The sequence below is a fragment of the Mycobacterium sp. IDUB_37 genome, assembly GCF_055419245.1.
Map to the genome: position 1 here is coordinate 354,947 of NZ_JBVAXG010000005.1, position 21,652 is coordinate 376,598.

At 67.4% G+C, this 21,652-nt stretch carries 22 protein-coding genes; 4 read left to right on the forward strand and 18 right to left on the reverse strand.

From position 1 onward, the window contains the following. Positions 1 to 20: 20 nt before the first annotated feature. The 6 genes from ACZY1I_RS19470 to rimP all read right to left on the reverse strand — a co-directional run bounded on the left by ACZY1I_RS19470 (position 21) and on the right by rimP (position 6,552). The gene (locus tag ACZY1I_RS19470; RefSeq protein ID WP_463756306.1) at positions 21 to 998 is read right to left on the reverse strand and encodes a DHH family phosphoesterase; all 978 of its coding nucleotides are present in this window, start codon (positions 996 to 998) and stop codon (positions 21 to 23) included. Between the two features lie 10 nt (positions 999 to 1,008). Further along, positions 1,009 to 1,542 (reverse strand): 30S ribosome-binding factor RbfA, encoded by a 534-nt coding sequence (gene rbfA, locus ACZY1I_RS19475; RefSeq protein ID WP_463756101.1) that lies wholly within the window; start codon positions 1,540 to 1,542, stop codon positions 1,009 to 1,011. A gap of 12 nt (positions 1,543 to 1,554) precedes the next feature. Next, a complete protein-coding gene (gene infB / locus ACZY1I_RS19480; RefSeq protein ID WP_463756102.1) occupies positions 1,555 to 4,455 on the reverse strand; it encodes a translation initiation factor IF-2 in 2,901 nt (966 codons plus the stop codon). Between the two features lie 74 nt (positions 4,456 to 4,529). Then, a complete protein-coding gene (locus tag ACZY1I_RS19485) occupies positions 4,530 to 4,937 on the reverse strand; it encodes a YlxR family protein (RefSeq protein WP_463756103.1) in 408 nt (135 codons plus the stop codon). A 29-nt stretch (positions 4,938 to 4,966) separates the two neighbouring features. Beyond that, complete coding sequence (gene nusA, locus ACZY1I_RS19490) at positions 4,967 to 6,004, reverse strand: transcription termination factor NusA (protein ID WP_463756104.1); 1,038 nt, start codon at positions 6,002 to 6,004, stop codon at positions 4,967 to 4,969. Beyond that, positions 6,001 to 6,552 (reverse strand): ribosome maturation factor RimP, encoded by a 552-nt coding sequence (rimP, locus tag ACZY1I_RS19495; RefSeq protein ID WP_463756105.1) that lies wholly within the window; start codon positions 6,550 to 6,552, stop codon positions 6,001 to 6,003. Before rimP ends, nusA begins: the two co-directional genes overlap by 4 nt. Positions 6,553 to 6,807: 255 nt before the next feature. On the opposite strand from rimP, the gene ACZY1I_RS19500 reads away from it, so the two are divergent. Continuing rightward, positions 6,808 to 7,347, forward strand: coding sequence for a hypothetical protein (locus ACZY1I_RS19500; protein WP_463756106.1), 540 nt, complete (start codon positions 6,808 to 6,810; stop codon positions 7,345 to 7,347). Next, the gene (locus ACZY1I_RS19505) at positions 7,344 to 7,844 is read left to right on the forward strand and encodes a ferritin-like domain-containing protein (protein ID WP_463756107.1); all 501 of its coding nucleotides are present in this window, start codon (positions 7,344 to 7,346) and stop codon (positions 7,842 to 7,844) included. Before ACZY1I_RS19500 ends, ACZY1I_RS19505 begins: the two co-directional genes overlap by 4 nt. Before the next feature lie 176 nt (positions 7,845 to 8,020). Here the strand turns inward: ACZY1I_RS19505 and ACZY1I_RS19510 are convergent, their stop codons facing one another. The 8 genes from ACZY1I_RS19510 to ACZY1I_RS19545 form a co-directional block, all read right to left on the reverse strand. After that, the gene (locus ACZY1I_RS19510) at positions 8,021 to 9,775 is read right to left on the reverse strand and encodes a proline--tRNA ligase (protein ID WP_463756108.1); all 1,755 of its coding nucleotides are present in this window, start codon (positions 9,773 to 9,775) and stop codon (positions 8,021 to 8,023) included. Positions 9,776 to 9,820: 45 nt separating this feature from the next. Continuing rightward, the gene (locus ACZY1I_RS19515) at positions 9,821 to 10,147 is read right to left on the reverse strand and encodes a hypothetical protein (RefSeq protein ID WP_463756109.1); all 327 of its coding nucleotides are present in this window, start codon (positions 10,145 to 10,147) and stop codon (positions 9,821 to 9,823) included. A gap of 37 nt (positions 10,148 to 10,184) precedes the next feature. Then, positions 10,185 to 10,448, reverse strand: coding sequence for a winged helix-turn-helix transcriptional regulator (locus tag ACZY1I_RS19520; protein ID WP_463756110.1), 264 nt, complete (start codon positions 10,446 to 10,448; stop codon positions 10,185 to 10,187). A gap of 61 nt (positions 10,449 to 10,509) precedes the next feature. Continuing rightward, positions 10,510 to 11,157, reverse strand: a complete 648-nt coding sequence (locus ACZY1I_RS19525; protein WP_463756111.1) for a hypothetical protein — start codon at positions 11,155 to 11,157, stop codon at positions 10,510 to 10,512. Continuing rightward, a complete protein-coding gene (locus tag ACZY1I_RS19530) occupies positions 11,141 to 11,410 on the reverse strand; it encodes a hypothetical protein (protein WP_463756112.1) in 270 nt (89 codons plus the stop codon). The genes ACZY1I_RS19525 and ACZY1I_RS19530 overlap by 17 nt, the downstream gene beginning before the upstream one ends. Continuing rightward, entirely contained in the window at positions 11,368 to 11,736 is a 369-nt protein-coding gene (locus ACZY1I_RS19535; protein WP_463756113.1) for a PE family protein, read from the reverse strand. Before ACZY1I_RS19535 ends, ACZY1I_RS19530 begins: the two co-directional genes overlap by 43 nt. Positions 11,737 to 11,832: 96 nt before the next feature. After that, on the reverse strand, positions 11,833 to 13,926 hold the full coding sequence (locus ACZY1I_RS19540; RefSeq protein WP_463756114.1) for an Ig-like domain repeat protein: 2,094 nt from the start codon (positions 13,924 to 13,926) through the stop codon (positions 11,833 to 11,835). Between the two features lie 3 nt (positions 13,927 to 13,929). Then, the gene (locus ACZY1I_RS19545) at positions 13,930 to 15,621 is read right to left on the reverse strand and encodes an Hsp70 family protein (protein WP_463756115.1); all 1,692 of its coding nucleotides are present in this window, start codon (positions 15,619 to 15,621) and stop codon (positions 13,930 to 13,932) included. A gap of 57 nt (positions 15,622 to 15,678) precedes the next feature. Between ACZY1I_RS19545 and ACZY1I_RS19550 the strand changes: the two genes are divergently transcribed. Further along, the gene (locus ACZY1I_RS19550) at positions 15,679 to 16,146 is read left to right on the forward strand and encodes a nucleotide exchange factor GrpE (protein WP_463756116.1); all 468 of its coding nucleotides are present in this window, start codon (positions 15,679 to 15,681) and stop codon (positions 16,144 to 16,146) included. Between the two features lie 63 nt (positions 16,147 to 16,209). Beyond that, entirely contained in the window at positions 16,210 to 16,770 is a 561-nt protein-coding gene (locus ACZY1I_RS19555; protein WP_463756117.1) for a sigma-70 family RNA polymerase sigma factor, read from the forward strand. Positions 16,771 to 16,781: 11 nt separating this feature from the next. Here ACZY1I_RS19555 and ACZY1I_RS19560 read toward each other — a convergent pair whose 3' ends face one another. From ACZY1I_RS19560 to cobO, 4 genes are read right to left on the reverse strand one after another with little or no spacing between them, the layout of a single operon-like run. Then, on the reverse strand, positions 16,782 to 18,374 hold the full coding sequence (locus ACZY1I_RS19560) for an MFS transporter (RefSeq protein ID WP_463756118.1): 1,593 nt from the start codon (positions 18,372 to 18,374) through the stop codon (positions 16,782 to 16,784). Positions 18,375 to 18,396: 22 nt separating this feature from the next. After that, a complete protein-coding gene (gene cobA / locus ACZY1I_RS19565) occupies positions 18,397 to 19,623 on the reverse strand; it encodes a uroporphyrinogen-III C-methyltransferase (protein WP_463756119.1) in 1,227 nt (408 codons plus the stop codon). A 9-nt stretch (positions 19,624 to 19,632) separates the two neighbouring features. Next, complete coding sequence (locus tag ACZY1I_RS19570; protein ID WP_463756120.1) at positions 19,633 to 21,030, reverse strand: cobyrinate a,c-diamide synthase; 1,398 nt, start codon at positions 21,028 to 21,030, stop codon at positions 19,633 to 19,635. Next, positions 21,027 to 21,641, reverse strand: a complete 615-nt coding sequence (gene cobO / locus ACZY1I_RS19575) for a cob(I)yrinic acid a,c-diamide adenosyltransferase (protein ID WP_463756121.1) — start codon at positions 21,639 to 21,641, stop codon at positions 21,027 to 21,029. Before cobO ends, ACZY1I_RS19570 begins: the two co-directional genes overlap by 4 nt. Positions 21,642 to 21,652 lie beyond the last annotated feature (11 nt).

Genomic DNA, 21,652 nt, shown 5'->3' on the forward strand with positions numbered 1-21,652 from the left:
CTGGTTTCAGTCAAACGCTGTCAGCCCAGCGCCGAGCACAGGGCGGCAACGACATCATCGATCGGACCGGTAGTCGAATAACCGGCCGCCAACCGGTGGCCTCCGCCGCCGAACCGGCACGCGACGACGGCCAGGTCAATGTCGGACTTGCCACGCATCGACACCGACCATTGCTCCGGGTCGACCTCTTTGAACACCGCAGCGACCTCGGCCTGCTGAGTGGTGCGCACAATATCGACGACGCTTTCTACTTCCTCGGGGCGTGCACCCAGCCAGTCCTGGTGGTGGACGACGGCGTAGACGAATCCCCGGCCATCGACCGCCTCGGGCACCAACTGCGCAGATCCCAACACCCGCGACAACATGGGCAGCCACGCGAACGGATGGCTGTCCATCAGCGCCCGACTGACCGCGGCGTTGTCGACGCCGATTTCGACCAGCCGGGCGGCCAACCGAAGCGCACGCGCGCTGGCCCAGCGGAACGACCCGGTGTCGGTGGTCAGACCTGCGTAGATGCAATGCGCCACGCCCCGGTCGATCGGCTTGTTCCACGCATCCAAGATCTCGGCGACCATCATCGTGGTCGAGTCCGCAGTCGAGTCGACGAAGTTCGCAGTGCCGAACATGCCGTTGGAGGCATGGTGGTCGATCACCAGCAGCTGCTTGTCGGGGCCGGCCAGATCGCGAAGCCCACCCAGTCGATGAACACTCGGAACATCGACGGTCACCACCAGATCGACATCGCGGCGCAACTCCTCGGGGCTGACCAGCAGGTCGCAGCCGGGCAACGAGCGCAACGACTCCGGAAGTTCGGCCGGCGTGGCGAAGCTGACCTGGACGCCCTTGTCGCATTTCGCGAGCACCGCGGCCAATGCCAGTCCAGCACCGATTGTGTCCGCATCGGGGTGAACGTGGCAGATCACCGCAACCGTGTCCGCATCCGACAACAGCTGGGCGGCGCCGACAGCATCGACGCGCGCCCCGGAAAGGCGCGGCATACCCGTCAGCTCAGTCTTCGGATCGATCTTGCGGCTGATTATCGTCACCAGTGCCCTCGACCTCTTCAAAACCAGGAACGCCAAGTCCCCCGAAGGTCGACGGTTCGGCCGCCGACCCAGTATCACGGTACGGGTCGGCCTCCCCGGCCGGCTTCGCACCCACCCGGACCCGAGCCAGATCAGCATCTGCTGCCCGGGCGCGGGCGAGTAACTCCTCCATCCGATTCACCGTGTCCGTCGTCGTGTCACGTTCGAAAGTCAAGGTGGGAGTGAAGCGGACTCCGGTGCCCGCTCCCACCTTGGTGCGCAACACGCCTCGGGCGCGGTCCAGCGCCGCAGCGGCGCCGGCCAGGTCCGGCTCGTCGTCCAACGTCGGTCCCATGACGGTGTAGTAGACCGTTGCGTCGTGCAGGTCGTTGGTGACCTTCGTGTCAACGATGGTCACCCCGGCCAACCCAGGATCCTTGATCTCGTACTCGATCGCCGAGGCGACGATTTGGTTGATTCGCTTGGCCAGGCGTCGAGCCCGCGCGGGATCAGCCATCGACGCGGCTCATCATGTGCGTTCCTTCTGAACGAGCTCGAAGGACTCGATGATGTCGCCTTCCCGGATGTCGGAGTAGCCCAGCGTCATACCGCACTCGAAGCCTTCGCGGACTTCCGTCGCGTCATCCTTCTCCCTGCGCAGCGAAGCGATCGAGAGGTTCTCGGTGACCACGATGTTGTCCCGCAACAGGCGGGCCTTGGCGTTGCGACGCACCACACCGGAGCTGATCATGCAACCCGCGATGATGCCGACCTTGGAGGACCGGAAGATCGCCCGGATCTCGGCACGCCCCAGCTGCTTCTCCTCGTAGATGGGCTTGAGCATGCCCCGGAGCGCACTCTGGATCTCATCGATGGCCTGGTAGATCACCGAGTAGTACCGGATGTCCACGCCTTCGCGGTTGGCCAATTCGGTGGCCTTGCCCTCGGCACGGACGTTGAACCCGATGATGATCGCGTCCGATGCCGATGCCAGGTTGACGTTGGTCTCGGTGACACCACCGACACCGCGGTCGATCACGCGCAGTTCGACCTCGTCATCGATCTCGATACCGAGCAGCGCTTCTTCCAGCGCCTCCACGGTGCCGGAGTTGTCACCCTTGAGGATCAAGTTCAGCTGCGAAGTTTCCTTCAGCGCGGCATCGAGATCTTCCAGGCTGATCCGCTTGCGACTGCGGGCCGCCAGCGCGTTGCGCTTGCGCGCACTACGCCGATCGGCGATCTGGCGGGCGATGCGGTCCTCGTCGACAACCAGCAGGTTGTCACCTGCGCCGGGCACCGACGTGAAGCCGATGACCTGCACCGGACGCGACGGCAACGCCTCGTGGACGTCTTCGCCGTGCTCGTCGACCATGCGGCGGACGCGACCGTACGCGTCACCGGCAACGATCGAGTCGCCGACCCGCAACGTGCCGCGCTGAATCAGCACGGTCGCCACCGGACCGCGACCGCGGTCGAGGTGCGCCTCGATGGCCACACCCTGGGCTTCCATATCTGGGTTGGCCCGCAGGTCCAGGGCGGCGTCCGCGGTCAGCAGCACCGCTTCTTCCAGTGCCGCGATGTTGGTGCCCTGCTTGGCGGAGATGTCGACGAACATCGTCTCGCCACCGAAGTCTTCGGCCACCAGACCATATTCAGTGAGCTGCGATCGGATCCGCGTCGGATCCGCGCCCTCCTTGTCGATCTTGTTCACCGCCACCACGATCGGCACGTCAGCGGCCTGCGCGTGGTTGATGGCCTCCACCGTCTGCGGCATGACGCCGTCGTCGGCAGCGACCACCAGGATGGCGATGTCGGTGGCCTTGGCACCACGGGCACGCATAGCGGTGAACGCCTCGTGACCGGGGGTGTCGATGAAGGTGATGAGTCGTTCGCTGCCTTCGAAGTCAACGCCGACCTGGTAGGCACCGATGTGCTGGGTGATGCCGCCGGCCTCGCCCTCGCGGACGCTGGCATTACGGATGGTGTCCAGCAACCGCGTCTTGCCGTGGTCGACGTGACCCATGACCGTGACGACCGGCGGACGGGTCTGCAGGTCGTCCTCGCCGCCCTCGTCTTCGCCGTAGGTCAGGTCGAACGACTCCAGCAGCTCGCGGTCTTCGTCCTCGGGGCTGACGACCTGAACGTTGTAGTTCATCTCGCCGCCGAGCAGCTCCAGCGTCTCGTCACCGACCGACTGCGTCGCGGTGACCATCTCGCCGAGGTTGAACAGCGCCTGTACCAGCGCCGCCGGGTTCGCGTTGATCTTGTCGGCGAAGTCGCTCAGCGATGCGCCGCGGGCCAACCGGATGGTCTCGCCGTTGCCGTGTGGCAACCGCACACCACCGACGACCGGCGCCTGCATGTTCTCGTATTCGGCGCGTTTCGCCCGCTTGGACTTGCGACCGCGTCGCGGCGCACCGCCGGGACGACCGAACGCACCGGCCGCACCGCCGCGCTGGCCGGGACGACCGCCGCCACCGCCGCCGCCGGGACCACCGCCACCGCCGGGACCACCGCCACCGCCACCGGGACGGCCGCGGAATCCTCCGCCACCGCCGCCGGGTGCGGCACCGACACCGCCGCCACCGCCGCGGTAGTTACCACCACCGCCGCCGGGACCACCGCTGCCGCCGGGACCGCCGGGCCGGGCGCCGCCGGGCCGGGGTGCACCGGTACGAGGCGGACGAGGTCCGGCGCCGGAGGCGCCACCGGGACGCGGGGGCATGTTGCCGGGCGAGGCTCCGCCCGGCCGTGGTGCGCCCGGCCGAGGTGCTCCGGGACGCGGAGCCTGCGGACGGGGTGCGGGCCGGTCAACGGGTTGTGCCGACGAAAACGGGTTGTTGCCGACTCGTGGAGCGCGGGCACCAGGCTTCGGCATCGGTCCCGGACGCGGTCCGGGTGTAGCGCCGGCCTGAGGCGCCGGCGGGGTGGCCGGCGCAGCTGGAGCAGGTGCCGCCGCTCGAGGGGCCGGAGGTGCCGGCGGGGCCGGAGGCGCCGGCTTGGTCACAGCCGCGGGCGGGGGTGCCGGGGTGCGCGCGGCCGGAGCAGCGGGCGGGGCGGCGGGAGCGACCGGAGCTGCGGGTGCCGCGGGAGTCGGCCGAGCGGGGGCGACGGGCTTGACCGGTGCGCTGACCGGTGCGCCGTTACCGACCGCCTTGTCGAGAGCCCTGTCGAGGGCTGCGTCGGGAGCCTTGGCCGGAGCGTTCTGCGGGGCCCGGGGGGTGCTTGGCACCGGGCCTCGGGGTGCGCTCTTCTCGGGGGCCGGCTTGCCGCCGCCGAATGATTCGCGCAGCCGACGGGCTACCGGTGCTTCCACCGTTGACGACGCTGATTTGACGAATTCGCCCTGTTCGTTCAGTCGGGCGAGGACTTCCTTACTGGTGACACCGAGTTCTTTGGCTAACTCGTGTACGCGGGCCTTACCTGCCACTACATCTCCTGTCTAAGAGGCGACAGTCGTGGGCCGCGCCTCGGGTTTAGCTATGACGCATGGTCATCGGGACTTCACGGTGTGCTCATGTTCTTCGCTACCTGTTCTGTTGCCTGGTGGGTCAAGCCCGTCAGCGAACTGACGTGCTCGGCCACCGCGGTTGTTTCCGGCGAACCGGTGATCCGCAGCGCTCTGGTGAAAGCTCGCCTTCGGATCGCTTGTTGTAGGCACTGCGTTGCGGGATGCAGCCAAGCACCTCGCCCCGACAGGCTTCCGGCCGTGTCAACGATTACGGCGTAACTACCGTTCCCGTTCGACCTGGCCACCACTCGAAGCAGTTCGACGGCCAACTCTCGCTTCCGGCAACCGACACACGTCCGCACCGGTCCGCTGGGGTTGTCCGGGCCTCGGTGCGTCGAAGCCGAAGGCTCGCGCTGGATCACGGCTAAGTCTAGCGTCAACAGACCACTGCTCCGAACCACCCGGTTGGGAGACGGCCGTAGGGCTGGTGCTAGTGCGCCATCCCGTGGCTGGCGTCCTCTTCGGGGTGGTCAGCGGACTGGCCCGGCGCGTCGCCGCGGATGTCGATACGCCATCCGGTGAGTCGGGCCGCCAGCCTCGCATTCTGGCCTTCCTTGCCGATGGCCAGCGACAACTGGAAGTCCGGTACCACCACACGAGCGGCGCGCGCAGTTTGGTCGATCACCGACACCGAGACGACTTTGGCGGGCGACAAGGCGTTGGCCACAAACCGGGCGGGATCGTCGTCGAAGTCGATGATGTCGATCTTTTCCCCGGACAGCTCGCTCATTACGTTGCGGACCCGCTGCCCCATCGGGCCGATGCAGGCGCCCTTGGCATTGAGACCGGGGACCCGGGACGCCACCGCGATCTTGGACCGGTGCCCGGCTTCCCGGGCGACCGCCACGATCTCGACGGAACCGTCGGCGATCTCGGGAACTTCCAGTGAGAACAACTTGCGAACCAGGTTGGGGTGGGTGCGGGACAGAGTGATCAGCGGCTCGCGGGACCCGCGACTCACACCGACGACGTAGCAGCGCAGCCGGTTGCCGTGCTCATAGCTCTCCCCCGGAACCTGTTCGGCAGCCGGGATGACGCCCTCAGAGGCCTTGGCTTCGGTGCCCATCCGGACGACGACCAGGCCGCGGGCATTGGCGCGGCTGTCGCGCTGGATGACGCCGGCGACGATCTCGCCCTCGCGGGTAGCGAACTCACCGAAGGTGCGCTCGTTTTCGGCATCACGGAAGCGCTGCAGCATCACCTGCCGTGCAGTCGTGGCGGCGATGCGCCCGAATCCCTCCGGCGTGTCATCCCATTCGCTGATGAGGTTGCCGTCCTCATCGGATTCGCGTGCCATCACCTTGACGACACCGGTCTTGCGGTCGATTTCGATACGCGCGTCGGTCTGGTGCCCCTGCGTGTGTCGATACGCGGTGAGCAGCGCGGATTTGATCGTTTCGAGCAGCTCGCTGACCGAGATGCCCCGGTCTACTTCGATCGCATGCAGTGCGGCCATGTCGATGTTCATGCTTCGGCCTCCGTCTCCTCTACCCGGCCTTCCCCACTGACACCTGCCAATTCCATCTCAGCTCGAGGTGGGGGCGAAAATTCAACCTGCACAATGGCTTTGGTGATTTCACGCAGGGGAATATCACGTAAGTTCAGGCCGCGGCCCTTTCGAACGACCACACTTATCGCGTCGTCGCGGGTGGCTCCGACCCGGCCGGCCAGCTGTGTTCCGTCTGCCAACACCAGATCCACCTTGCGGCCACGCGCACGGCGGAAGTGTTTCGGGGTGGTCAGCGGACGGTCCACACCAGGTGAACTGACCTCAAGCACGTACTGGTCCTCGAGGTCATTTCCGCCGTCCAGACCGTCCAGCAAATCGGACGCCGACCTCGAGAGCGTCGCGATGGTGTCCAGATCCAGAGATTTGTCGCCGTCGACAATCACCGTGATGCGCGGCGGGCGGGTGCGGCTATTGATGACCACGTCTTCGATTTCGTAGCCGGCGCGCGCGAACTCGCTACTGAGCAGCTCGATCACCTGCGTCTGCGAAGGTAGCCCGGTGGTCACGGCGAGCTCCTCATCTTGAGTTGTCGGTCATTGGCGGGCCCCTGGTCGGGGTCGACGCCAATTTGTCTCGCGGGCGTCCGGGTGTCTCCCTGCCCTTGCGGCAGCTGACGTTCGGAGACATTCCAGAGAGCCAGCTATCCACGATACGCCAGGATTAGCCAATGACGCCCCGATCACCGTCGCTGGGTCATACGGCTCCCATGGCCAATCGTGCCGACCACGGTTGCGACGCGTTGTGATGGCAGGATGTGGGGCGTGCCCAGAGCAGTACCCGTCATCAGCCGGCGGGGCGTTCTCGCCGGCGGTGCCGCTCTAGCAGCACTTGGGGTGGTCGTGACCGCCTGCGGCGAGTCGACGCCCAAGACTCCGGCTGTCGAAGAATTGTTAGGCCCGTTGGACCAGGCCAGACACGATAGCGCGCTTGCGGCGGCAGCCGCCGGCGCTGTTGGCAGCCCGCCCCAGGTTGCTGCCGCGCTAACCGTTGTCGCCACCCAACGTGCCGCGCACGCTCGCGCCCTGGCAACCGAGGTCGCCCGGGCCGCCGGCAAACTGTCCTCGTCGACGAGCGAGACGAGCAGCTCCAGCGCCAGTCCCAGCCCGACGGACCCGCAGGCGCCGCCGCCACCACCGCCACCGGTGTCCGACGTGATCGATTCACTGCGCAAGTCAGCCGAGGATGCGAGCCGTCTCGTCGCGACTTCCGCGGGATACCGAGCGGGCCTGCTCGCATCGATCGCCGCGTCGTGCACGGCGTCCTACCAGGTCGCGCTGGTCCCCGGAGGGCCGTCGATATGACGTCGTCGGAACCCAGCTTCGGCGCCAGTCCCCTCAAACGCGGCCCCGGTGGGGCGCAAACCGGGAAAGATGCGGACACCGCGCTCAGCGAGGCACTGGTCGTCGAACACGCGACGATTTACGGCTACGGCATCGTGTCGGCGCTGTCGCCGCCCAGCGTCAACGATCTGGTGGTGGAGGCCCTCAATCAGCACCGGCAGCGGCGCGACGATGTCATCGCGATGCTGGCCGCCCGGAAGGTGAACGCGCCGGTCGCGGCCGCGGGCTATCAGTTGCCCGCGCCGGTGGGCAGTCCGGCCGACGCGGCGCGACTGGCGGCGCGGATGGAGAACGACGGTGCGACGGCATGGCGAGCGGTCGTCGAGTATGCCGAGACCGCCGAGGACCGCGCGTTCGCCTCGACGGCCCTGACTCAGAGCGCGGTGATGGCGTCCCGCTGGAACAGGGTGCTGGGCGGTTGGCCGATCACCACGACGTTCCCGGGCGGAAACGAATAGCAGCCGCCAAGGCAGCCCCATGGCGGCGACCCGCCGCGCCCGGCTACGCCGCGCTTGCGATCGCCGCTAGCCCCATGGCGGCGACCCGCCGCGCCCGGCTACGCCGCGCTCGCGATCACCGCTAGCCCCATGGCGGCGACCCGCCGCGCCCGGCTACGCCGCGCTTGCGATCGCCGCTAAGCCGGGCCTGCGATTGCCGTGACGATCTGCGTGCTGAGCGAATCACTGACCGCCAGCTCGCTCTTCTCGCCGGTGAATCGATTGCGGAGCTCGACCTGGCCGTCGGCCCAGCCGCGGCCCACCACGACGATCCATGGCACACCGAGCAGCTCGGCATCCTTGAACTTGACTCCCGGCGACGCCGTGCGGTCGTCGAGCAGCACCTGTACCCCGACTTTGTCCAGGTCGGAAGCCAGCTTGACGGCCCCTAGGCGAGCCTCGGGATCCTTGTTGGCGATCACCACGTGCACACCGAACGGCGCTATCGACGACGGCCAGCGCAGGCCGAGTTCGTCATGGTGTTGTTCGGCGACCACAGCCACCAATCGCGACACCCCGACGCCGTAGGAACCCATGGTCAGTCGTACCGGCTTGCCGTTCTCGCCGAGAACATCCGCTGTGAATGCATCGGTGTACTTGCGGCCCAGTTGGAAGATGTGACCGATCTCGATGCCGCGGGCCATGACCAGCGGGCCGGCTCCGTCGGGCGAGGGATCGCCTTCGCGCACCTCGGCGGCCTCGATGGTGCCGTCGGCGGTGAAGTCGCGGCCGGCGACCAGCCCGACCACGTGGCGGCCCTTCTCATCCGCACCGGTGATCCAGCTGGTGCCGTCGCCGATCCGCGGATCGATGAGATAACGAACTTCGTTGTCCTGCAACGCTTTTGGCCCGATATAACCTTTGACAAGGAACGGGTACTTGGCGAAGTCCGCGTCATCGAGCAGGGCGTACTCGGCCGGTTCCAACGCCGCGCCCAGCCGTTTGTCGTCGACCTCTCGGTCACCGGGTACGCCGATGGCCAGCAGCTCCCAGTCCGCGCCCGGCTGGCGGACCTTGATCAGCACGTTCTTGAGCGTGTCGGCGGCGGTCACCGTGCGACCCAGGTCGGCCTGGTTCGCCCAGGCCACCAGCTTGGCGATGGTCGGGGTGTCACCGGTGTCATGGACTTGCGCCTCGGGCAGACCATCGATGGGCTGTGATTCCGGCCGCGCGGTGATCACAGCTTCGACGTTGGCCGCATAACCCGACTCGATGCAGCGAACAAAGGTGTCCTCGCCGATCGGGCTCTCAGCCAAAAACTCTTCGGAGGCGCTGCCGCCCATCGCGCCCGATACCGCCGACACGATGACGTATCGGACCGCCAGCCGGTGGAATATGCGCTGATAGGCCTCGCGGTGTGCGTGGTAGGCGGTCTTCAGCCCGTCGGCGTCGATGTCGAATGAGTAGGAGTCCTTCATGACGAACTCGCGGCCGCGCAGGATGCCGGCGCGCGGACGGGCCTCGTCGCGGTATTTGGTCTGGATTTGGTACAGCGTCAGCGGAAAGTCTTTATAAGAGTTGTATTCGCCCTTGACGGTGAGTGTGAACAGTTCTTCGTGGGTCGGGCCCAACAGATAGTCGTTGCCCCGACGGTCCTTCAGCCGGAACAGGCCGTCGCCGTACTCGGTCCACCGGTTGGTCTTCTCGTAGGGTCCGCGCGGCAACAGTGCCGGAAACAGGATTTCCTGCCCACCGATCGCGTCCATCTCCTCACGGACAATGCGTTCGATGTTGCGCAGCACCTTGAGGCCGAGCGGGAGCCAGCTGTACAGCCCTGGCGCGATCGGCCGGACGTACCCGGCCCGGATCAGCAGTTTGTGGCTGGGGACTTCCGCGTCGGCGGGGTCATCGCGCAAAGTGCGCAGGAACAGCTCGGACATCCGGGTGATCACAGGCGGCAAGCCTACTTGCCAGACGGTTCGGTATAGCCAATCGCGTCAGCCGGCCAACCGTCCGAAAGTCGCGCCCGGAACGAACTCGTGCAGATTCCAGGTGGGAAATGCTCGGCGCAACTGGGGCGGGCCGGTGACCGTGACATCGCCGGCGTGCAGCAGATTGCGCCAGGTCCGGACACCGCGGTGCCAGTCGACGAAGGCTTGCGACGATGCCTCGACAATCAGATCCGGCCGCCCGCCCGGATCCGAGTGACACAGGTCTGCATTGCGGTCTTGAATCAACATCCAGAACCGCCGATTCGCCGGACGCTCTTCGGGAAACACGAAAGCGACCACGACCCGGCCGTCGGGCAGTGCGGACTCGTCCACCTGCGTCTGACACCACGCCCACAGCGCATATGCGGGATCAAAGTTCTGCTGTCTCGTGTACCCAGCGATTGCCCCAAGTCGCCAGCGCGGTGATCACCCCGGCCAGATCGGCGCCGGCTTCGGTCAGAAAGTAGTTGTTTCCGCGCCCACCGGGCTTGGGGCGGGTCTCGATGACTCCCGCGCGTTGCAACTCGTCGAGCCGCTTCATCGCATCGAGCGCGACATCGACGGCACGCCCTTGGCGATCGCGAAGAACGTGTCGGCGCCGAACATCAAATTCCGCACGATCAGCGGATTCCATTGCTCGCAAATGATTTCCGCCGCAACGGCAACCGGGCAGTACTGACGATAGGTAGCCGTGCCTACTCGGCTCCGTTCTTCCCAGGGGTGCCGCCGAGCATGCCCGCGCTGCCGCCGGTGCCGCCCGTCCCGCCGTTGCTGCCGCTTCCGCCGTCGCCGCCGTTGCCAACAAAGGACGCCGTAAAGGACCCGTCCACGAACGTTCCTGCGTTGCCACCGTTTCCGCCGCTGGCGGGGCCGATCCCGCCGCCGGCATCACCGCCCTGCCCGCCGCCGGCGGTTGCCGCACCGCCAACCCCGCCTTCGCCACCCTGTGCCACACCTAGTCCGACCAGGGCGGGTGCCGCAGCAAGGCCGCCGGCACCTCCAGGTCCGCCCATTCCCGTCATGGCGGCGCCGCCGGCACCACCCGCACCCCCCAGGACGTCGTCGAATCCGATCAGGCCCGCGGCGGCGGCTCCGCCGCCAGCGCCACCCGTCCCAGCGATACCGGTGGTGGTACCGCCGCCCCCTCCACCGGCGCCCCCTCGTGCAAAGTCAAGCCCGAGGAGGCTGCCGGCCACGCCGTTGCCGCCGGCACCGCCGGTACCGCCGGTTCCGGTAGTGGCGGCCCCGCCGTCCCCACCGGCACCCCCGAACCCGGTGAACAGGCCGTGTGAGAGTCCGCCGGTACCGCCGGCACCGCCGATCCCACTAGGTAGCGGCGCCACCGGCGCCGCCGGTTCCCGCAATGCCCCCGAGCAAGCCAGAGGCGCCACCGATACCACCAGCACCGCCGTTGCCCGCTGCGACGGCGGCGCCACCCGCCCCACCGGTCTGCCCGACCGCACCCGAACCGCCGTTGCCGCCGCTACCGAATAGCAGCCCGCCGGCCCCGCCGGCCTGACCGGTGCCCGCTGCCGCGTTGGCGCCGTTGCCGATTAGCGGCCGCCCCAACAGCGCTTCGGTCGGGGCGTTGACCACACCCAGGACGTTTGCTCGAACGTGTGCAAGGGCATGGCGTTGGCCGCCTCAGCGCCCACGTAGGCGCCTAACCCGTTCTCCATCGAGCGGACAAAATTCGCATGGAACGTCGTCGCCTGCGAGCTGACGGTCTGGAAATCCTGGCCGAAACCCCCGAAAAGGTCAGCGATCGCGGTCGATATCTCGTCTTGCGCCGCGGCCACGATGCCAGTCGTCGGACCCGCGACGGCCCCGTAGGCGTCAGTGAGGGACGACTGAATACGCGACAGAGTGGCGGTTACATCCTCGACGCTCTCCGGCGCCACAAACACAAACGAATTGACCACACCCTGTTCGACACCGCGGCGATGTCCGATTATTCGGCTAGCTAACGATCTCTGCTGTGACGTCTGACACCACGATCGAGATCAGTCAGCGCACCGTCACGGCTGGTTCGAGACGGTCACTTCCGACGCGACACCGTCTACTCGCGCCGCCACGCCGTACTCGGGTAGTTCACCGGCAGGCGCCCCGCCGTCCTCCATGGACGTTGCCCGGGTGCGGCCGACGACTCGCCAGGCTCCGTCCGGGGCGCGTCGCGTGACTTTGTACTCCAGTTCGGCTGAAGTGTCCGGCGACGCCCACGAGACAAGCACACTCCCATCGCGGCCCCGTTGCGCGCGTACATCCCGGGGGGCGGGAGTCACCCGCACCGGCGCTGCCGCATCTGGCTTGACGGTCGCCGGGGCGTTGGATTCCACCGGGGATCGCACCGGCGCCCGGGCGTCGGACCGGACCGTCGGCGATGAACGTCGGTCCCGCAGGGCGACGACGGCATAGACCGGGGTGCCCGGCCCCGGAGCTGCACCGCCGTCGGTCATCGATGTGGCGACCGTCCGCCCGACCGTGCGCCAGGTGCCGTCGGATTCGAGTCGGGTGATTTTGTACGTGACGGCAGTGCCGGGCGCCGCTTCCCAGCGGACGGTGACGTCGCCACCGGCCGCGCGCTCGGCCGCGATGCGCGCGGGACCGGCCAGGGGCAGTGCGGCCAGTGCCGCCAGTGCGCCCGGGTGCTCGGGGCAGGCGTCGAGCGCAGCAGTCAACCCCGCCTCGAGGGCGGCTGCCGGGCCTGCCGTTGCTGCTGCGACGAGCCGATCGGCTTCGGCGACGGCGGCACGCGCATCGGCAAGCGCCCGCTCGGCATCGACAGCGCCTTCTGGGTCCGGCAGATCGGAAGCGACCCGCGTCAGGTGCTCGAGGTGCTCGGCCACCTCGGCGTACCGTCGCGCCTTCAGCGCCGCGGTCGCCGCCCGCCAGCGCAGACGCGCGTCGGCCAGGACGCTGTCAATCTCGTCCGCGACCGCGTTGATCGACGGCTGCCGATCCGGCAATGCTCGCTGCCGGGCCTCCTCAGCCAGCGATCGCGCCTCGATCGGCCGACCGGACCGAAGCGCCTTGCGCGCTGCGCGCAGGGGCTCCGACCACACCCCTGGTTGTTTGCTTGGCCGCGCCACCGGTGCGGGTTCGCTGCTGCGGGGGGCCGCACGCGCGGCCGTTTCGACCGGCACACCGAATTCGGCCGCGAGCGCGGTCAACACTCGTGACGCTCGCGCGGCGTCCAGGCCCAGTTCGCCGGCCTCGGCCACCAGGTGCGCGTGGTCGTCGGCGGTCAGTCGGTCCTCGACCAGGACGGCTGCGCGGACTCGGGGGCGAAGCTTGTCCACCGAGTCGATGGCCACGCCGTCGAGGTACGCCTCGCGAATCGCGGAGTCGGCTTCCAGCAGGTCTCCGACGTGCACGAGAAGCTCGTCGATAACCGTGCGCAGCCGGTCGGACGGGAGTTCACGCGCCCGACTGCGCCAGGCGGCGGCCCGGCCCGCGATCTCGGAGTCGTCGGCGTCCGGCACGCACCTGAGCAAAGCGAATAACGTTGGGGGCGGCGGGGACTCCCAGATCCGGCCGAGTTCGTCGAGCAGCGCGCGGATCTGGCGGCGTCGGCTCTCCGGGACGAGGTCTCCGGTGGGCACCTCCGGAGTCGCAGGCAGATCGATCACGTGGTGCCTGCGCAGGCGTGCGGCGACCTCCGATTCGGTCAGCCCGCAGTCCCGACCGACTTCGCCCAGCTTCGCGAGCTTTTCCCGCGGTATCCCGCCGTGTTTGGCAACGAGGGCGGCCAAGGCGGCGTCGAAGAGTTCGAAGCGGGCGGCGTCGTGGCCGGCGCGCTGCTCTCGTACGTGTTCAACCAGGTCCGCACGGGATCTCGGGTCGAGCAGCACCGCGCTGTTGGCATCATGGGCGGCCACCAACGCGGCGACAAGCACGCGATACTTCGGGTGGTCGCGCTGCCGTTGCCAGAAGGCCCAGACCTCAGCCACCCGCTCCGCGATGTCTGAATCAGTCAGATGTTCGACGCTGTCGAGCGGGATGCCGTACAGCTCGAAGGGATCGGAGGCCTGCGGGCCGCCGCGCGCCTCGACCGCGGCAAGTACCCGCTTGCGGTAGGCGTTCGGCTCGAACGGCTCCAGGTTGACTGCCACGCGTCACCGTCCGACGTCGCGCCGTCGTGACCGCTGGACCTGCTGCCGTTCCCGCTCTACTTCGGCAGCCGAAATCGTCGCGCCGGTTTCGGCGGTCAGCACCAGCGGCATGTTTGCCTCGACGTGACGGGCCGTCACCTGCAGGACCCCGTCAAAGCCCATCTCGAAGCTGATACGGACCTCGCTGCCTTCGCTGAAACCCGGCGGAATGCCCTCGATCATGCCCGCGATCAGCACCTTCGCGTCATCCGGTCGCGACGACGCGACCTGGCCTTGCTGCTCGACCACGACGAGCCGGATCGAATCCTGGTCGTCGCGGATCGTGCCGAAGCTGCGGTGCACGCGAATCGGCAACGGGTCGTTGCGTTGGACCAGCCACGTTGCTTCCAACGACATCGTCTGATCGCTGACGACGAGCACCCCGAAGCCACGGGACACCACGGTGTCCACCCGAATCAGTACGGCACGCCGAACCTGCGCCAGCGGCAGGTCGTAGGCGTCGGCCACCCGGCGGCACGCGTCGTCAAGGTCGCTGGGCCGGGCCTCCTCTGGCAGCGCACCCGGGGCCAGGCGACCACGGGTGGCGAGATCGTCAGCGACCATGCGCTCCATCTCGAGCTTCTCGCCGTAGATCGCGGCTCCTCGCACGACCGAGAGTTCCGGGTCGGTGAGCTCCGGACGCAAGCCGAACTCGGTCTGCAGCGCTTGCGCGACGGCATGCATGCGGGAGGAACCGCCGACCAGCAGGATGCGGTCGAGGGCATCGGCGCCCCTTCGACGGGCGGCGGCGATGCAGTCGCGGGTCAGGTCGAGGGTCCGGCGCAGCAGCGTCGAGGTCATGTCCTCGAGCTCTCTGCGGCCGATGTCGACAACCGCGCGGGCGCCGTCGTGGGCGACGATGACCTGGGTTGTATCGCGTTCCGAGAGTTCACATTTGGCACGCTCGGCGGCAAGTACCAGTTCTTGTGCGCCGGAGGAGTCGTCCAGCGGGTCCTCGGCCGAAGGATTGGCATCGCAGAATCGCCGGGACAGATGCAGGGCGAGCCGCTCATCCCAGTCGGCGCCGCCCAGGTGATGATCACCTTCGACCGCCAGCACGGTGATCCTGCGGTCGGCGAGTTCGATGACCGTCGCGTCGAAAGTGCCCCCGCCCAGGTCGTAGACCAGGACAGTTTCGCGATGGCCGTCCTTGGTGAGGCTGGCCTGACCGTCCAGGCGCCCGAAGCCGTAGGACAGCGCGGCGGCGATGGGCTCGGAGAGGACGCCGGCGACGTCGAGCCCGGCGTGTGTTCCGGCGAGTACCGTCGCGCGGCGTTCCTCGTCACCGAAGTACGCGGGCACCGTGATGACCGCCTTGCGCACGGTGTCGCCGGTGGCGAATTCGGCATCCGCGATGAGGCTGCGCAGGATGAGGGCCGAGACGGCCGGAGCAGACCAGGCGTTGCCGTGGGCGACGAACTTCCACTCCGCATCGCCCATTCGGCGCTTGACCAGTGTGCATACGCGTTCGGGGTCCAGCCGGGCCTGTCGCCGCGCTCCCTCGCCGACCAGATACTCGTCCCGGGCGGCGAACAGCACGACCGACGGCGTTGTGAGATCACCGCTGAATCCGCTGAGCACCTCGGGAGCCCCGTCGCGACCTGTTCGGGCGATCGCGGAGTTGGTTGTGCCGAGGTCGATCCCGTGAATCGTCACGCCTGAGAGCGTAGCGAGCACGCCCGACGACCACGAGAATCACTATCATCAATCCCCGTGGCGACCGATGACGAACATTCCGCGATCATCGAACGCCTCGAGGATCTCACTCGAGCCCTGAAGCGGCAGGCCACGGGCATTGACCGTCTCGCAGAGGACGCTCGTGCCCGCGAGGCGAAGGAACGAGTCGGGGCGGACGTTCCGTTGCTGATCGACCTGTTCGCGGTGCACAGCGACGCGAATGCCTGCGCTCTGACGGCCGAGACCCCGCGGGAGCGCGCTGCGTTCGAAGCCATCGCGACGTCGTTGGAGCGGCTGATGGTCGGTCGTGGCGGTGAGCCCGTTGTCCCGGCGCCAGGGACCGATTTCGACCCGGCGACGATGGAGGCGGCCGAGGTCCGGTCGACTGATCTCGCGTCCCAGGACCGGCTCGTCGCCGCGGTGCTGACGCCGGGGCTGCGGGTGACGACGGTCGGTCGGACCGTTCGGCCTGCCCGGGTGGCCGTCTTCCGCCACCGGACCTGACAGCCGTCGGTCGGGTACTAAAACAGAACTGGCGAAGGTGCTCGATAACCGGACCATGAAGGAGTGGCGACGCAATGTCGGGAAGACCTGGATTTGGTGGCGCGATTCGAACGTGACGCGATCCCACTGCTGGACGACCTCTACAACGCCGCCCGAAGGCTGACCCGCTGTCGCGCCGACGCCGAGGACCTGGTTCAGGAGACGATGCTCAAGGCCTACCAGCAGTTTCATTCGCTGCACCAAGATTCGCAGCTGAGCGCGTGGCTGTACCGCATCATGCACAACACCTGGATCAACAACCATCGGAGATCGCAACGCCGCCCTGCCGAGCAACTCACTGCCGACATGACTGACCGGCAGCAGGATGCTGTGTGGGCGTGCCGCTCAGCCGATGTCGAGGTGCTGGCAGAGATGTCGGACTACGCAGTGATCCAGGCGTTGGAAGCGTTGCCGGAGAGTCTTCGGATGACCGTGTCCTACGCCGACGTCCACGGCTTTCGGTACCGAGAGATCGCCGAGATTCTCGACATTCCGCTTGGCACGGTGATGTCGCGATTGCACAGCACGCGCCGCAAACTACGCGGACTGCTGACCGACGTCGCCCACCAGCGCGGGTTCGGCTAGGTCAAGGCGACTCAGATGTCGCCGGCGTCGATCGCTTCCTTGACTTCCTGCGCGTGCGCAACCTGCTCTGGCGTGTAGCCGATGAACAGCGCCGCGCAGCCGACGATGACCGCCGTTCCGGCAATCCACAGCAGGCCGTAGGTGTAGCCCTTATCGAGCGCGTGCAACTGCAGCTCGTTCATGAACTTCACCGGACCGGTGATACCGCCGTTGTACAGGGTGCGAGAGGTGATGACTGCCTGGATGACGGCCAGCACCAGCGGTCCACCGAGGCTTTGCAGCATCAGGGTCATGGCCGATACCGGGCCGATCTGGTCGAAGCCGACGCCCGCGATGGCCGCCAACGTCAGCGGCACCACCACCATGCCGATGCCGACACCGCCGACAACGATGGGCACCACCAGGTTCGGGAAGTACGAAGCACCGCGGTGCATGCACATCGACCCGTAGATCATGGCTGCCAGCAGCAGCCAGCCGCCACCGATTGTCAACACCCGCGGGGAGAATCGTGACACCAGCTGCGAGGAGATGGCCAGCCCGATTCCCATCGCGATGACGAACGGGATGAAGCCGATGCCGGCACCGAGTGCGCTGTAGCCCAAGATGTCCTGCACGTACAGGCCGATCGACACGGTCAGGCTGAACATGACACCACCGGCCAGGAAGATCGCGCCGAAGGTGACCAGCCGGTTGCGGTCACGGAACAAGCTGAACGGAATGACCGGGTTCTCGGCGGTTCGCTCCACTATGGCGAAAGCGATTCCGGCCGCGATCGCCACGACGCCGGAGCCGATGGTGGTGACCGAGATCCAGCCCTTTTCGGGGCCGATCGAGAAGGCGAACACGGCAGCGGTGCACGCCAGCGTGGCCAGCATGGCCCCCGCAGCGTCGAGCTTCATCCGCTCACGGTTGGTTTCCCGCAGCGCGGTGCGGGCCAGGTAGATCATCACCAGCCCGATCGGCACGTTGACCATGAACGCCAGGCGCCAGGAGTACTCGGTCAGGAATCCGCCGACGACCAGACCCATCACGGAACCGACAGCGGTCATCGCGGCGAACACAGCGGTCGCGGCGTTACGCGCCGGGCCCTTCGGGAAAGTAGTCGCTACCAGCGCCAAACCCGTCGGCGACGCGATAGCCGACCCGATGCCCTGCGATAGCCGGGCGATGACCAGCGTCACCTCGTCCCACGCCACCGCACACAGCACCGAGGAAATGGTGAACAGGGCGACGCCGACGATGAAGGTGCGCTTGCGCCCGATGGTGTCGCCGAGGCGTCCACCGAGGAGCATCAGTCCACCGAAGGTCAGCACATACGCGGTGATCACCCAGCTCCGGCCGGCGTCAGACAGGCTGAGCTCGTCCTGAATCTTAGGAAGCGCGACAATCGCGACGGTGCTGTCCATCGTGGCCAGCAACTGCATTCCGCCGATCGCGATAACCGCCGCGATGAAGCGATACGAAGGCATCCATGTCGGGTAATACCTGCTCATACGCTGGAAAGCGGTCTCCACTGATCGCGTGGGACGCTCCTGAGCCGAACGTTCTGAGCGTCCCTCAGTCCAAGTGTGGACTGCACGCTCTGATTCGTTGAGAGCCGTCATGGAAGGTTACCTTACAGTAATCTTAAGAATTGTTTAAAGCCTCAGCGGCAGTGAGGCCCGCCACTGGCCCGATTACGACGATCGCGGGCGGTCGCACGCCTTCCGCACGGACCTTCTCTGGCGTGTCAATAAGGGTCGCCCGCAACGTCTGTTGCGCGGCCGTCGTTCCATGCTGGACGACCAAAACCGGTGTTTCCGCAGGTCGGCCGCCCTTTAACAGCGCGGCGACGAACAATTCAATGCGTTCGACCGCCATCAGCAAAACAATGGTGCCGGACAATGCTGCTAAAGCATCCCAATTCACTAACGATTCGGGATGATCGGGCGCCAAATGCCCGCTGACCACCACAAACTCGTGATTCGTGGCCCGGTGAGTGACCGGAACGCCGGCCAGAGCGGGCACCGCTATGGCACTTGTCACACCCGGCACCACCGACACCGGAATTCCCGCCTCGGCGCACGCCAGGACTTCCTCATATCCGCGGGCGAACACAAACGGATCGCCCCCTTTGAGGCGCACGACGAACTTTCCTGCCCGGGCCCGTTCGATCATGACGGCGTTGATCGCGTCCTGCGCCATGGCCCGGCCGTACGGGATCTTGGCCGCGTCGATGATTTCCACGTGTGGCGGCAGCTCGGCGAGCAGTTCCGGCGGTGCGAGGCGGTCGGCGACCACGACATCGGCCTGGGTGAGCAACCGTCGGCCGCGGACGGTGATCAGTTCGGGGTCGCCCGGGCCGCCGCCCACCAGCGCCACCCCGCCGCGAATCACGTCGGCGCTGATGTCGCCGTCAGTGGTGATGACGCCCGTCTGCAAAGCCTCGCGGATCGCCGAGCGGATCGCCGCCGACCGGCGGTGCTCGCCACCGGCCAGCACGCCGACCGACAGACCTGCGTAGCCGAACGACGCCGGGGTGACCGCTGTCCCCTCGACGGCGATGTCGGCGCGCACACAGAAGATGCGGAGGCGTTCGGCTTCGGCGACGACGGCGGCGTTCACCTCGGAATCGTTGGTGGCCGCCAGGGCGTACCAGGCGCCGTCCAGGTCGCCCTCGCGGTACTTGCGGATCGACAGCGTGATTCCCTCCATCGCCTCGACGGAGCGGGTGGCGCTACGGGAGATGACGTGCACGTCCGCGCCGCTGGCGATGAGTAGCGGCAACCGCCGCTGCGCGACGCTTCCCCCGCCGACCACGACGACCTTTCGCCCGGTCAGTCGCAGTCCCACCAGATAGGGGCTCTCAGTCACCGGGCAAGTCTAATGTTCGGCCGCGGGCGGTCTGCCCTGTCCCGCGGCGGCGCATGCGACGAAGCGGGCTACCACATCAGGCTTCGCCGCGGGGTGGGTGTGCAGATACGACGCGTGCACGCCGGCGTACACGGCGCCGTCCCGCACCCTATCTACCTGATCCCCCCGGTACACCCAGGCCGGCTGATAGCTGTTGGTGAATGTGACTGCGGTCCGGTGGAACTCATGCCCCACCACGCGCTCCCCCACCCGGTACAACGGCGAATCCACAACCGCCACCGCGTCGCGATAACCCAACTTGAGGTGCTGGGTGAAACGCGCAGACCCGGCCAACACACCGCACATCGGGAATCCGTCCAGTTCGGCGGCCAAATAGATAAGCCCCGCACATTCGGCGTGCACGGGCGCACCCGCGGCCGCGAGTTCGACGATCTGGCGGCGCACAGCGTCATTGGCTGACAGCTCCGCAGTGAACTGCTCGGGGAACCCGCCCGGCAACACGACGGCGTCCGTCGCTTCGGGAAGGGTCTCGGCGAGCGGGTCGAACTCGACGACCTGGGCGCCCGCAGCCCGCAACAGTTCGCCGTGCTCGGCGTAGCCGAAGGTGAATGCCTTCCCGGCCGCCAGGGCGACAGTGGGTTGGCGGCCCGCCGGCGGCTGGTTCCCTATCGCTTCGGCAGGATCCCACGGCGCGTCGGCGACCCGGCTGCCGGCGACCGCCAACACCCCGGCCAGGTCGACGTGTCGGGCCACCAGTGCTGTCATCGCCTCGATCGCCTGCTGGGCGTGGCGACCGTACTCCGTTGCGGTCACCAGTCCCAGATACCTTGTCGGCAGCTCTAATTCAGCCGTTCGTGGAATGGATCCCAAAACGGCGACACCGGCCTGCTCGCACGCCTGCCGCAGTACCTGTTCATGCCTGGCCGACCCGACCCGGTTGAGGATGACACCAGAGACGCGGGTTTCGGGGTCGAAGGTCGAGAAGCCGTGCAACAGTGCGCCAATGCTCTGACTCTGACCGCGCGCATCCACCACCAGCACCACCGGAGCTCCCAGCAGGCCCGCGACGTGCGCGGTGGACCCGGCCGCCGAGCCGGTGGCGGCCGCACCGATACGACCGTCGAACAGGCCCATCACTCCCTCGATCACGGCAATGTCGGTGCCGCGGGTGCCGTGCTGAAAAAGCGGGCCGATCAGCCGGTCGCCCACCAACACCGGATCGAGGTTGCGGCCGGGCCGCCCGGCGGCCAGCGCGTGGTAGCCGGGGTCGATGAAGTCCGGGCCTACCTTGAAGGGCGCCACCTGATGGCCCGCCTGTCGTAGCGCCCCGATCAAACCCGTCGCGACCGTCGTTTTTCCGCTGCCCGACGCGGGCGCGGCGATCACGACGGCGGGGGTCGAGTTCACCACTCGATGCCCTTCTGACCTTTGCGCCCGGCATCCATCGGGTGCTTCACCTTAGTCATCTCGGTGACCAGGTCGGCTGCCTCGATCAGGCGCGGCGGCGCCTGCCGGCCGGTGATCACCACGTGCTGATGGCCGGGGCGATCCAGCAGTGTGTCCACCACCTCGTCGACATCGATCCAGCCCCACTTCAAGGGGTAGGTGAACTCGTCGAGTACGTAGAAGTCGTGGCGCTGCTCGGCCAGGCGCCGCCTGATCTCGGCCCAGCCGTCCGCGGCTGTCGTGGCATGGTCGACCTCGCTGCCGGCTTTGCGCGACCAGGACCAGCCCGCACCCATCTTGTGCCATTCGACGGTGCCACCCACCGACTGCTGATCGTGCAGGGTGCCCAGCGCCGCGAACGCCGACTCCTCGCCTACCTTCCATTTCGCGCTCTTGACGAATTGGAAGACCGCGATATCGAGGCCGACGTTCCAGGCCCGCAACGCCATGCCGAACGCGGCCGTCGACTTTCCCTTACCGTCGCCGGTATGCACGGCCAGTACCGGAGTGTTTCGACGGGCCCGGGTGGTCAGACCGTCGTCCGGGACGCCGACCGGATTGCCTTGTGGCATCAGCTACCTGA